This window comes from Cupriavidus sp. 86D6 (assembly GCF_057815095.1).
The window spans coordinates 1-12,843 of the sequence record NZ_JBYPSB010000022.1; the positions used below are offsets into that span (position 1 = coordinate 1).

The window sequence follows — 12,843 nt, forward strand, 5'->3', positions numbered from 1 at the left end:
GGGCAACACCACCAACGGTACCGGTGTAGACAACGGTAACGGCTCGATCACTACCGACGGCAATGGCTCGACCAACGTCTCGGGCAACTCGACCAATGGTACCGGCGTCAACAACGGCAACGGCACCATCAACACCGGTGGCAATGGCTCGACAAATATCTCGGGCAACACCACCAACGGTACCGGTGTAGACAACGGTAACGGCTCGATCACTACCGACGGCAACGGCTCGACCAACGTCTCGGGTAACTCGACCAATGGCACCGGCGTCAACAACGGTAACGGCTCGATCAACACGGGTGGCAACGGCTCGACCAATATCTCGGGCAATACGACGGACGGCACCGGCGTTGACAACGGTAACGGCTCGATCACCACCGACGGCAACGGCTCGACCAACGTCTCGGGTAACTCGACCAATGGCACCGGCGTCAACAACGGCAACGGGACTATCAATACCGGCGGTAACGGTTCGACGAATATTTCGGGGAACACCACCAATGGCACCGGCGTCGATAACGGCAACGGCACCATCAATACTGGCGGTAATGGCTCGACCAATATCTCGGGGAACACCACCAACGGTACCGGCGTTGACAATGGCAACGGCACGATCGACACCCAGGGCAATGGCTCGACCAACGTCTCTGGTAATTCGACCAACGGTACCGGGGTGAACAACGGCAACGGCACCATTAACACCGGCGGCAATGGCTCGACGAACATCTCGGGCAACACCACCAATGGTACCGGTGTAGACAACGGTAACGGCTCGATCACTACCGACGGCAATGGCTCGACCAACGTCTCGGGCAACTCGACCAATGGTACCGGCGTCAACAACGGCAACGGCACCATCAACACTGGTGGTAACGGCTCGACGAATATCTCGGGCAATACCACCAATGGCACCGGCGTTGACAACGGCAACGGCACGATCGACACCCAGGGCAATGGCTCGACCAACGTCTCGGGTAATTCGACCAACGGAACCGGCATCAACAATGGGAACGGTTCCATCAACACCGGAGGCAACGGCTCGACCAATATCTCGGGTAATACTGGCAACGGTACGGGAGTCGATAACGGCAATGGCTCGATTACCACCGACGGTAACGGCTCGACCAACATCTCCGGCAATTCGACCAACGGCACCGGCATCAATAACGGGAACGGAACGATCAATACCGGCGGCAACGGCTCGACCAATATCACGGGTACCACAGGCAACGGTACCGGCGTCGATAACGGCAACGGCACGATCAACACCACCGGTAATGGGTCGACCAATGTCACCGGAAATTCGTCCAACGGTTCTGGCATCGACAACACCAATGGCACGATCAATACCGGGCCAAACGGATCGGTGACCAATATCTCCGGTAACGGGTCCAGCAATGGCAGTTCCAATGGTTCGAACGGCTCCAATGGTTCGAACGGATCGAATGGTTCGAACGGATCGAATGGGTCCAACGGGTCGAATGGCTCGAACGGCAGTTCGGGTGGCGACTCGGGCGGTGGTGGCGGCGGAGCTGGTGCGGCCGTGGCCGGCGCTGCCGGAGCTATCGGCCTGGGTGCGGGTGTCGCGTACTTCTGGAGCGATCTGTTCGGCGCCAACTGGCACCTGGCCTCGCCGCAAGCGATGACAGTCGAGCTGGGTGAAGAGGCTTGGGCCGGCGCCACGCTGGAGGCGGTTGAGGTGGATGCCAGTACCAATGTCGCGAAGGTGAAGATTGCGACCAACTCCGGCCCGCTGGAGCGCAGCCTGGACTTCCGCGATGGGGCCGACGGCGTCAAGCACTACGTGTCCGAAGACCCGCAAACGAAGATGAAGGCGGATCTGTCGGTCAATGCGCAGACGCGTGAGTTCTTCTATACGGAAAGCGGTGTCAAGGACGGCAAGCCGTACGTGGTGAAGTCTCACGGCTGGTTGAAGGCGTCGACCGAGTCAGCCGCGTCGCCGGCCGCGCCTGCCGCTGCCGGCATCGGCGGCTAATCGGAAATCAGCCGGTGCCTCTTGGCGCCGGCTGGGTCCGCCCTCGCCGATTCTTCAGTTCGCGCCAGACGCTCGAATTCGAGCGTTGGCGCATTTCACAATTACGTTATTTGTTCGTCTGGTTTCTTCCATTTTCTGATTCTGTTTTGTCGGAAATTGGAAGAGACCATTTTCATTTCGGTTTTCGAAACTAGCTGCCAAACTCGTGCCAGACGCATCGTGTGATGGCAGTACACGGAATCGCGCGCGCATCGCTGTTTGCACGCGCGATGCGGATGCCGATTCCATTCGTGAAATTCAAAGATTTTGCTATTCGGCGCAGGCGTATGCCGCTCTACCATTTTTACAGAAACAGCGACGCACTGGTTAGCAGTGCGATTCGCAGTTGTAGCAAGCGCAGAAAATTCACTGAGTCCATCCACTTCCATGTCGCGGTACTTCCAGAACATAAAGCGAAAATTCCAGCGTGCCGCCTGTGCATTGCCCGTGGTGATGTTGACGGTCGCCGTTCATGCCGAACCGGCGATGCCAGATACCGCTGCGGTGTCGCGGCAAAAGGTCGTGGAATTCAGCGTGTTTCCCGCAGGTAGCCCCGCCGCAGACGTGGTCCAGCGCGTGCTGCAAAGCGCGGTATCGCGGCTGGGCGCCGTGCCGGCAACGTTGGCCGAAGTGGATCAGTGGTCCGACAGCCTCACCAACGCCCTGCGCCAAGGCGGATTCCCGGTTGGCCAGGTATTGCTGACCGATCAGAACTGGCGCGCAGCCCAGCAAGGCAATCCCCTGGTGTTCACGGCCTTCCCGGGCCGCATCCATGACGTCCAGATCGAGAACCAGTCGCGCGTCAAGGACGAACGACTGCATCGCCTGATCACGAAAGCCCTGTGTGGGAGCGAATCGCTGGACAGCGTGTGTCTGTTGCAGACCAGCCGTCTGGAGCGCGCCACGCAGTTGCTGCAGGACGTGCCCGGCGTCGCGATTGCCGCCGCGCCGCAGTTTTCTCCGGGTGGGGGCCCCGGCGATATCAATGTGCGCTTCAGCATCGCGCAGCGGGGCGATCCGATCACCGGCGATGTCTTTATCGACAACAAGGGTATCGAGTCGACAGGCCTGTACCGTCTCGGCGTCACTGCAGCGGCTAACAATTTCTTTGGTTTGGGCGAGGCCTACGCGCTGACTTTGACCGGCACCGAAAAGAAGATGTGGACCGGGTCGCTGACGGGCAGCGTTCCCATCCTTGACGATGGCTTGCGTGTCACGGGCGGCTTTACCCGCCAGCAATACACGATCAATGCCGTGACGCAGGTCGTAGGCGTAGCCAACACTTTGCAGGCCGGGCTGCAATATCCCATTACGCGTGGCCTCGATGCCAATATCTGGGCCGGTGCGTCATATCTCCATAGCCGCACGAATACTGATTACAAGAACCAGTATGTGGCGCACAGCACGTTGAATGCGCTGCGGCTTTCGCTCCAGGCGAACAATGGCGACCGCGCGCAGCAATTGCGCAGCGATATCTGGAGTGGCGAACTGGCGCTGACGGTCGGCCATCAGAGCAACGACGTGCCTTTCTACAATACCGTCACGCAGGTGGTCGGCGTCTACGGAAAATTCACCACGACCGGCTTCGGAAAATACGGGCTGAATCGCAGTGGCGATCTGTTTCTGACCGGCCAGATCAATGGTCAACTGGCCAGCAAGAACCTGGACCCAAGCGAAAAGCTTGGCGTCGGCGGCCCCAATGCAGTCCGTGCCTATCGCGCCGACGAAGGGTCGTTTGACGATGGCGTGGTGCTGAACGCCGGTCTCTACCAACGCATTCCGGTGGCAGCTGGCCACCAGGTCCAATTCGGCATTTTCTCGGATTTCGCCATCGGCCGCGTCAACCACAACCCCTGGGGCGGCTGGGAATCGACCTATATCGGCATGTCCGACGTCAGCAATCGTCGGATTCTCTCTGGATATGGCCTGGGAATCGACTGGTTGACGCCGATAGGCGCCACGGTTTCCGCATCCGTTTCCAAGGCATACGGATTCTCTTCGACGTCCTGGGTAGACCCTGGCAAGAAACCCTTGCAGTACTGGTTATCGGTGACATGGAGCAAATAAATCCGTGACGCGGCTGGCGTGTGTCCGAAAAACCGGAACGATTGTCCCTCTACAGGAAAATGATCATGACAAAACCTTCGATCTTCAGCATTAACAAGTTCGAATATCTCTGCTATCGCCGCGAACACGAAAAAGCGGGTCGCGAACTGGTGGCCTTGCTGGGTCGCATCGACAACCATTACGGCATCCTGATGGATATCGACGAATGGGCGCAGTCGGGCGAAGCGCGCGACATCATGGACGACCATCTGCTGACGCGGCTGACGTCGGCCATCAGCAGCCTGGCCACCGACCCGGAATTCCGGATTACCGATCACGGCGGCGCGCTGCTGCTGCAATACCAGCGATGGCTGGCGGCGATGTTTGCGGCCAGCCCGTTCCGCAATGCGGATCATGTCTTGCGTACGCTCGGTCTGGATGAGGAGGCGCGCTATTCGCTACAGTTGCGGACATCGGATCTGCGCAAGTTCCAGCTGTTCTATCTGCCGGAGTCGGAGGTCCGGCTCGATTGGGATGCGCTTTGGGAGCACAACAAGGTGGTGACGGCCGGGCTGGCAATGGCGATGATGTCGTCGCGCTTCCTGGCCACGCCTTCGGCCCATTCCAAGCGCGAGCTGCTGCTACGCTGGCTGCCGGAACGCCTGGACCAGATCGACAGCGTCGACATGTTGCCGATGGGCGTGATGCACGATGTCTACATGCATTGCAGCTACGCCGACATCGCGAGCAAGCACGACATCAAGAAGCCCATCAACACCTTGATCCGGCGCAAATTGGCAACGCTTGGGATGTTCGATGTCGAACGCCCCGCCGCCGTGGCGGCCAACGGCAAACCTGTGTTGCTGGTGGTGCTGGAGTGGTTCTCGAAGAACCACTCGATCTACCGCACCCACTCGCAGACCATGGTGGCCATGCGCGACCGCTTCCACCTGGTGGGCATGGGCTACGGCGACCGTGTGGACGATGCGGGCCGGGAGGTTTTCCACGAGTTCATCACGATCGAGGGCAACAGCGTCTGGGACCATGCGCGGCACATTCGCGACACGAGCGAGAAGTACCAGGCGCAGGTGATGTACATGCCCAGCGTCGGCATGTTCCCCATCACCATGGTGCTGGGCTGCCTGCGCGTGGCGCCGCTGCAGATGATGGCGCTGGGCCACCCGGCCACGACCCACGGCCATGCGATGGACTACGTGGTGGTGGAAGAAGACTACGTGGGCGATGAATCGTGTTTCAGCGAAAAATTGCTGAAACTACCATCCGATGGCATGCCTTACCGGCCGCCGGCCGCCATGCTTGAACTTGAGTTGCCGACGAAGACGCCGTCAACGTCCGACGTGGTCAAGATCGCCGTCGCAGGCACCACGATCAAGCTCAATCCCGGCTTCCTTGAAACCTGCGCGACGATTGCACGCAAGTCCAAGGTGCCTGTGCAGTTCCACTTCCTGGTGGGCCAGGCCAGCGGGCTGGTCTTCCCGCAGGTGCGCAACCTGGTGCGGCGCATCGTCGGTGAAGACGCTGTGGTGTACAAGCACCAGAACTATCACAGCTACATGAAGGTGATTGCAGATTGCGACATGTTCTTGAACCCGTTCCCGTTTGGTAACACCAATGGCATTGTCGATACAGTCTGGGCCGGCCTGGTCGGGGTGTGCAAGACTGGGCGGGAAGTCCACGAACATATCGACGAGGGGATGTTCCATCGGCTTGGCTTTCCGGAGTGGACCATCGCCAAAACGAAGGAAGCGTATGTCGATGCGGCGCTGCGCATGATCGAAGACAAGGAAGAGCGTGATGCACTGACCGCGCAGCTGGCAGGCCCACAGGCGATCGAGAAGCTGATCTTCAAGGGCCGGCCGGAGATTCTTGGCGAACGGATCGAGGAAATCTGGAGCCAGAAGCTGCCCGCCGGCGAGGCGCAAGCATCATGAACCCGTCGATCAAGGCGGTCCTGCGCCGGGCGCATGACCCGTGTTTCGTTCAGCACTACTTCGCCGGTGTTGGCCTCGATATCGGCGTTCGCGAATCGGACCTTGCCTCAAGCAGCAGCCTGTTCCCGCGGGTGGTGCGCGTGGTGCCGTGGCACGGCGATGTCGCTGCAGTGCCTGGCGTCGAAGAGCGCGCGTTCGATTTCGTCCATGCCGGCCAATGCCTGCAAAACGTGGCCAATCCGACCAAAACCGTGGCGCGCTGGCTGGACCTGGTGAAGCCGGGTGGCTATCTGGTGCTGACCGTCCCCGATGAGGATCTGGAGGAACAGGGCAAGTGGCCAAGCCAGATCGATCCGTCGCGCCGCGCAAGCTTTACGGTCTGCAAGCCGGCCAGTGCACTGCCGGCGTCGGTCAATATGCTGGATGTGGTGCGGTCGGTCGCTGCGGTGGCAGCCTGCGAACGCATCGCAGTGGTCCGCGATCACCATGTCGACAACAGTGGCACGGAGGGTGCGGCCGGCGGGCCGCTGGCCGAACGGGCGATTGAAGTCGTGCTGCGCAAGCGGCAGGTTCCCACACCCGATGAATTCTTCCTGGTGGCCGGACGCGCCCAGAACGCACAAGCCTGCCTGCGCGAGTGCCTGGGCGCGGTGCGGACCTATCCCTATCGTTTCGACGTCACGCAACGGGCGGCGATGATGCTGCAGCGCTGGCATCTCGATGACGAGGTGGAGGCACTATGGGAGCAGGCTGTCGAACGGCTGCCGGACGAATGGAATCCGAAGCTGTACCAGTTCCTGTTCATGATTTCGCGCGGAAAGATCCATGAGGGATTCGCGCTGCGCGCCGAGCGCGTCCGGAGCTGGCCGTGGCAACGCCGCACCACGGCCGAGCCGCCGAAGCACATCGCGGAATGGACGGGCCAGCCGCTGCTCGGCAAGTCCATCGCGATCTGGAGCGAGTTCGGGCTTGGCGACGAGATCTTCTTCCTCCGTTTTGCGCGGATGCTGCGCGATCAGTCCGGTGCTGCAACCGTGACGGTGGTGTGCCAGAAGCCGCTGGTGGCGCTGTTCGAGGCGTCGGGCGAGGCGGACGCCGTGGTGGCGGTCGATCAGACGGCCACGTTGCCGGCGCATGACTACTGGGTCTATCCGCACGACATCCCAGCCTTCTTGCCGGTGGAGCTCGACGTCCTGCCCGATTCGGTGCCTTACCTGCGGATACCGCCCGGATTGCCGAAGTTCGCCCTCGCGGGCCGGGGCGGCGCGCTCAAGGTCGGCATCGCGTTCAAGGGGGCGCCCAATCACGAGAACGACAGGTTCCGGTCGTTGCCATCGCTCTCGGTGCTCGATCCGCTGTTTGCCCATCGCGACATCGAGTTCTACAGCCTGCAGAAAGGCCAGGGCGCCGACGAGGCCGCCGCCTGGGCGGCGCGCCTGCCCAACTTCCACGATGTCGGCGCCACGTTGCAAAGCATGATGGACACGGCGCGGGCCATTGACGCGCTGGACGTCGTGCTGACAGTGGACACTTCGGTTGCCCACGTTGCCGGCGCGATGGGCAAGCCGGTGTGGCTGCTGCTGCCCGCCTATGCGGACTGGCGCTGGCACCTGGTGCGCGAGGATAGCCCGTGGTATCCCACGATGCGGCTGTTCCGGAATCAGGGTGCGGGTGGCTGGAGCGAGGTGGTGACACGCGTCAACGGCCATCTGCTCGGGCTGGCTGCCGCGCACGCGGAACAGTCCGGCGAACCATCGGGCGAACCTTCGGGCGCGCTGTCTGGTCAGGAGTGAATCATGAAACATCCAGTTGATCGACTGTTCGGCGGCATCTTCCTGGCCGTGATCGTGACGGTGGTGGTGATGGTGCTGCTGGCAACGCTGCCGCTGGAAGATCTGGGCATCGGCCGGATCGCGCATGTGCTGGTCGGCGTGGCGATCGCCGCGTGCATCGTCCTTCCGCGCCCGCTGCTCAAGCGCACGGTGTGGCACGGCCAGGACCCATTTGTGCTGGACGATGAACTCGACAACATGCTGATCGGCCGCGGCATTGGCGTGGTGTGCGGTGCGGCGGCAGGGGTGTTCGTACTGGCGCAGTGGACGTGATCCAGCCAGCGCCGGCGGACGTCGTTGAATCGCCAATTCGCTGCATCAACGATGCGATAGCCAGCCAAAAATCGAAAGGCGCCGGATACACTCCGGCGCCTTTCTTCATTCGTGCAATCGGCCGTCGATCAGTGCTTGCCGGTCGGCTCGGGCATGGCCGACGAATGGTGGTGGGCGATCAGCCATTTTCCGTCCTTCCACTCGTAGACATAGGTGTACCGGGCATGGACCGTCTTGCCGTCGGCGAACCGGAACGTGTAGTTGCCCACGTCCTGCGCCACGTTGCAGCCGATCCGGATGAAGCGGTCGTCGATCGAGCCCTGCGGCTTGCCCTTCAGGAACTTGACGAAGTAGTCCTTGATGCCGGCCGGCGTGTTACGGGCCTGGTTCGACACCGTCGGCAGCAACACGCCATCGGGTGCGTAGTTGGCCACTACCTTGTCCGGGTCACCGGTGCGCAGCGAGTCATTCCAGCGATCGAACAGGCCGGCGATCTGCTGCTCGGTCGCGGGCGCGCACGCCGGGGCGGCGGTTTGCGCGGTGGCGGGCATCGAAGCAAACAGAACGCCTGCGGCGACGGTGATAAGAGAAGCGGCACCCACGTATTTCATCGAAGTTTCCTGTGATCAGAGTCGTCATCGCACCCTGCGGCGCGGCGCCGGTGAGTCGGCACAGGGTTATTCTCGGGCGCCAACGTTAACCGCAGCTGGCGTGTTCGATGAAGCGATGCTGACGAAAAGATGAATGGAAGATGAACAGGGTGTCGCAGTGGTGTTGCAATGTGCTTCACGCTTTGATCAGGGCGTGTCGTCGATCCGGTAGCCCAGCCCGCGCACGGTCTTCAGCAACGGCAACGCGTGACCATCGTCGATCTTGCCGCGCAGGCGGCGCACGTAGACATCGACGATATTGGTCAGCGGGTCTTCGTTGGCGCCCCATACGTTCGACAAGATGCGCTCGCGGCTGAAGACCCGCCCCGGGGCGCTCATCAGCAGCTCCAGGAAGGCCAGCTCCTTGGCTGTCAGCGCGATGGCATTGCCACCGCGCGAGACCTGCATGCGTTCGCGGTCCAGGACCAGGTCGGCCACCTGCAACTGCTGCGCCTTGGGCTGCTGTTCCCGGCCGCGCCGCAGGAGTGCCTCGATGCGTGCCAGCAGTTCCTCGAACGCGAACGGCTTGGTCAGGTAGTCGTCAGCGCCCAGACGCAGGCCTGCCACGCGGTCGCCCACGTCGCTGAGCGAGGTCAGTATCAGGATCGGCACGTGATTGCGTTCGGCACGCAACGTCTGGCACAGCTCCAGGCCGTTGATGCCGGGCAGCATCAGATCGAGCAGCAACAGCGCGGCATCGCCGCGGCGCGCCATGTCCAGGCCCTCGGGGCCGGTGCGGGACAACTGGACGAGGTAGCCCTCGGCGCGCAGGCCGCGCACCAGGAAATCGGCCACGCGGGCGTCGTCTTCAATGACCAGGATGTTCATGGCTTGCGATGGCGTGGACGGTGACGGCGGGTTGGAGGCCGCCGGGGATGTCGATGCATGCACGCGTGCCGTGCGGGTCGACCTGGGCCAGCGTGAGGTTGCCGTGATGGGCCTGGACGATGGCCTGCGCGATCGACAGCCCGATGCCGGTGCCGTCGGCACGATGTGCCCGCGCGCGCCGGCCCCGCACGAAACGCTCGAAGACCAACGCCAGTTCGTCCTCATCGATGCCGATGCCATGGTCTTCCACTTCGATACGCACGCCGGCCGGCACCACGTGACAGCGCAGATACACGGTGCTGCCACGCGGCGAATATCGGATCGCGTTATCTAGCAGGATCACGATGGCCTGGCGCAGCCGGTCGGCATCGGCCATGACCGTGATGCCGCCGGCCGCTTCGGGCCATTGCAGCGCGATGCGCACGTCATGTTCGGCGCCCAGCGCATCGGCAAAGTCGGCGGCGTCCTGCAGCAGCGGCAACAGGGCCACGCGTTGCGGCTGCATCACCAGTTGGTCAGCCTCGGCACGGGCAATCAGTAGCAGATCATTGATATGCCCGGTCAGCTGCTCGGCGGCGCCGACGATCTGCTGCAAGGCATGGCGATATTCCTGCGCCGGCTTCTCGCCGCCCCGCAGCGCGATCTCGGCCTCGCCCCGGATGGCCGTGGTGGGCGTGCGCAGTTCATGCCCCAGGTCGGCAAACAGTTGCCGGCGGCGCTGGTCGATGCGCTGGAGGGTTTCATGCGCGGAACTCAGTTCGGCGGTACGGGCCTGCACGGCGTCTTCCAGACGGCGTCGGGCGGCATCGGCATCGCTACGATGCTGTTGCAGTTCGGCGGCCATGGCGTTGAAGCCCTCGGCCACATGCTCGAATTCGTCGCCCGAACGGATCGGCAGCCGGTAGTCGAGCGCGCCGGCCCGCAGCGCGCCCACGCCTTCCAGCAGCTGGTCCAGCGGGCGCTTGAGCCGGCGCCCGAGTTGCCAGGCCAGCACGATGGCGGCCAGCAGCGTGACGGCCGCCATGCCGAAGGCCTGGGCGCGCACGCGGTCCAGGCCTCGCTCGGTAGCAGCGCGCGCCAACGGCACGGCGGCGCGCTGACGATCAATCGCGCCATATAGCAACTCTCTTAAATCGCGGCCCCGCGCCTTGTCGAAGACGTCGTTCAGCTCCCGCCATACCCCGGCGAAGTCGGCGTCGCGCGGCAAAGGCTGCAGGGCCACCAGCCGCTTTTCCACGGCGACGATGTTGTCGCCGAGCAGATCCGTCATGCTGGCCAGCGCGTTGACTTCGGGCGGGATCGGTACGCCGTCGAGCGCGGAGATCTCGTTCCACAGCACGATGTCGCGCTGCGCAAGTTCCTGCAGCCGGGCGGCGCCGCGCTTCATGGTGTCCAGCAGCCGGTCGCGCACTTCGGGCGCGGCATCGGCATTCATCAGCCGCTGCGATGCCCACACGCGCAACCGCTGCTTGTTGGCGGACAGGTCCAGCAGTTCGGACAGGATGTCGCTGGCCAGCCGGCTGTGTTGAGCGTAGTCATTGACGCGATTGGCGCCCCAGTAGACAAAGCCGGCCTGGATGCAGACCAGCGCCACGAGCAGGGCAAAGGCGATAGAAAGGCGAAAGCGGAACATGGCAGATTCTTGAGTTGCGCGCGGCGTTGCGCCGCGCGGCCGGGGTTTCGCATAGACCGTGCTACGCCGCCGGCCGTTCCGCTTCGCCGTATGACATCTATGGCATCGGCGTCAGACTTCTCTGGTCAGCGCCTTGAAGTCGATCCACTGGTCGAACTGCTCGTTGGTGACGTGGCCCGAATCAATGGCCGCTTCACGCAGCGACAGGTTCTTCTTGACCGCGAGCTTGGCGATCTCGGCAGCCTTGTCGTAGCCGATATGCGGGTTCAGCGCCGTCACCGACATCAGCGACCGTTCCAGCAGTTCCTGGATGCGGGCACGGTCGGGTTCCACGCCTTCCACCATGTGCTCGGCAAAGCTGGCGGCCGCATCGGCCAGCAATGTCACAGACTGCAACAAGCTGTAGATGATGACCGGCTTGTAGGCGTTCAGCTCCAGCGTGCCCAGGCTGTTGGCCAGCGTCACCGTGGTGTGGTTGCCGATCACGCGGCAACAGACCATCGCCAGCGCCTCGGCCTGGGTCGGATTGACCTTGCCGGGCATGATCGACGAACCGGGCTCGTTGGCGGGCAACTGCAACTCGGCAAATCCCGCGCGCGGACCGGAGCCCAGCAGCATGAAGTCGCGGGCAATCTTCAGGAACGACGACGCGGTGGTATTGAGCGCGCCCGACAGGTCGGCCAGCGCATCGTGCGCGGCCTGCAGCGCATAGCGGTTCGGCGCCGGTTCGAACGGCAGGCCGGTGTAGCCGGCCAGCGCCCGCGCGAACGCGGCGGCGAAGCCCTGCGGCGAATTCAGGCCCGTTCCGACGGCCGTGCCGCCCTGCGGCACCGGCATCGCGCGCAGCATGGCCTGCTGCAGGCGCGACTGGGCATCGGCCACCTGCGTCATGTAGCCGGAAAATTCCTGGCCCAGCGTCAGCGGCACCGCATCCTGCAGATGGGTGCGGCCGACCTTGACGATATCGGAGAAGGCTTCCACCTTCTTTGCGAAGGTTTGTTGCAGTTTCTCCAGCGACGGCAACAGCGTCTGCTGGATGGCACGCGTGGCGGCGATATGCATCGCCGTTGGAAAACTGTCGTTCGACGACTGGCTGGCGTTGACGTGGTCGTTCGGATGCACCGGCTTCTTGCTGCCGACCTCGCCGCCCAGCATCTGGATGGCGCGATTCGAGATGACCTCGTTAAGGTTCATGTTGGTCTGCGTGCCGGAACCGGTCTGCCAGACCACCAGCGGGAATTCGTTGGGCCATTTGCCGGCGATCACTTCCTCGGCGGCCTTTTCGATGGCGTCGGCCACGTCGGGCTTCAGTACGCCCAGTTCGCGGTTGGCGCGCGCGGCGCACAGTTTCAGGACCGCGAATGCCTCGATCAGCGCGGGCGGCATTTTCTCACTGCCGATGCGGAAATTCTGACGCGACCTTTCGGTCTGCGCACCCCAGAGATGATCGGCGGGGACGGCAACGTCTCCCAGGCTGTCTTTCTCGATGCGGGTGGCGGTGGACTTCTCGGACATGGACTGACTCCTTCAGGAAAGAGATCTCACAGCTGAATCTGAGCAGACCTAGAGGATAGCCGTCCGGTGGCATATGCGC

Annotated in this window: 9 protein-coding genes; 5 read left to right on the top strand and 4 right to left on the bottom strand. The window is 62.8% G+C overall.

The window, feature by feature from the left end; genetic code table 11:
* From AC3G88_RS27525 to AC3G88_RS27545, 5 genes are all read left to right on the top strand, one after another.
* Positions 1 to 1,996: beta strand repeat-containing protein (locus AC3G88_RS27525; protein ID WP_488894342.1), on the top strand; the 1,996-nt coding region annotated here is incomplete at its 5' end.
* A gap of 426 nt (positions 1,997 to 2,422) precedes the next feature.
* Positions 2,423 to 4,102 carry a ShlB/FhaC/HecB family hemolysin secretion/activation protein gene (locus AC3G88_RS27530; RefSeq protein WP_488894343.1) on the top strand — a complete coding sequence of 560 codons (1,680 nt, stop codon included), beginning with the start codon at positions 2,423 to 2,425 and terminating at the stop codon, positions 4,100 to 4,102.
* Between the two features lie 59 nt (positions 4,103 to 4,161).
* A complete protein-coding gene (locus tag AC3G88_RS27535) occupies positions 4,162 to 6,033 on the top strand; it encodes a peptide transporter (protein WP_488894344.1) in 1,872 nt (623 codons plus the stop codon).
* Entirely contained in the window at positions 6,030 to 7,826 is a 1,797-nt protein-coding gene (locus AC3G88_RS27540) for a methyltransferase domain-containing protein (RefSeq protein WP_488774190.1), read from the top strand. The genes AC3G88_RS27535 and AC3G88_RS27540 overlap by 4 nt, the downstream gene beginning before the upstream one ends.
* 3 nt (positions 7,827 to 7,829) lie before the next feature.
* Entirely contained in the window at positions 7,830 to 8,138 is a 309-nt protein-coding gene (locus AC3G88_RS27545) for a hypothetical protein (RefSeq protein WP_153946832.1), read from the top strand.
* A 128-nt stretch (positions 8,139 to 8,266) separates the two neighbouring features.
* Here AC3G88_RS27545 and AC3G88_RS27550 read toward each other — a convergent pair whose 3' ends face one another.
* From AC3G88_RS27550 to fumC, 4 genes are all read right to left on the bottom strand, one after another.
* Positions 8,267 to 8,749, bottom strand: coding sequence for an SgcJ/EcaC family oxidoreductase (locus AC3G88_RS27550; RefSeq protein ID WP_153946833.1), 483 nt, complete (start codon positions 8,747 to 8,749; stop codon positions 8,267 to 8,269).
* Positions 8,750 to 8,935: 186 nt separating this feature from the next.
* A complete protein-coding gene (locus tag AC3G88_RS27555) occupies positions 8,936 to 9,616 on the bottom strand; it encodes a response regulator transcription factor (protein ID WP_488774191.1) in 681 nt (226 codons plus the stop codon).
* Positions 9,597 to 11,249 (bottom strand): sensor histidine kinase, encoded by a 1,653-nt coding sequence (locus tag AC3G88_RS27560; protein WP_488774192.1) that lies wholly within the window; start codon positions 11,247 to 11,249, stop codon positions 9,597 to 9,599. Before AC3G88_RS27560 ends, AC3G88_RS27555 begins: the two co-directional genes overlap by 20 nt.
* Before the next feature lie 111 nt (positions 11,250 to 11,360).
* The gene (fumC, locus tag AC3G88_RS27565; protein ID WP_488774193.1) at positions 11,361 to 12,764 is read right to left on the bottom strand and encodes a class II fumarate hydratase; all 1,404 of its coding nucleotides are present in this window, start codon (positions 12,762 to 12,764) and stop codon (positions 11,361 to 11,363) included.
* Positions 12,765 to 12,843 lie beyond the last annotated feature (79 nt).

What these genes read in the sequence shown, in the direction of transcription:
- AC3G88_RS27530 (WP_488894343.1), top strand. Translation starts at nt 2,423, where the DNA reads ATGTCGCGGTACTTCCAGAACATAAAGCGAAAATTCCAGCGTGCCGCC.
- AC3G88_RS27535 (WP_488894344.1), top strand. Translation starts at nt 4,162, where the DNA reads ATGATCATGACAAAACCTTCGATCTTCAGCATTAACAAGTTCGAATAT.
- AC3G88_RS27540 (WP_488774190.1), top strand. Translation starts at nt 6,030, where the DNA reads ATGAACCCGTCGATCAAGGCGGTCCTGCGCCGGGCGCATGACCCGTGT.
- AC3G88_RS27545 (WP_153946832.1), top strand. Translation starts at nt 7,830, where the DNA reads ATGAAACATCCAGTTGATCGACTGTTCGGCGGCATCTTCCTGGCCGTG.
- AC3G88_RS27550 (WP_153946833.1), bottom strand. Translation starts at nt 8,749, where the DNA reads ATGAAATACGTGGGTGCCGCTTCTCTTATCACCGTCGCCGCAGGCGTT.
- AC3G88_RS27555 (WP_488774191.1), bottom strand. Translation starts at nt 9,616, where the DNA reads ATGAACATCCTGGTCATTGAAGACGACGCCCGCGTGGCCGATTTCCTG.
- AC3G88_RS27560 (WP_488774192.1), bottom strand. Translation starts at nt 11,249, where the DNA reads ATGTTCCGCTTTCGCCTTTCTATCGCCTTTGCCCTGCTCGTGGCGCTG.
- fumC (WP_488774193.1), bottom strand. Translation starts at nt 12,764, where the DNA reads ATGTCCGAGAAGTCCACCGCCACCCGCATCGAGAAAGACAGCCTGGGA.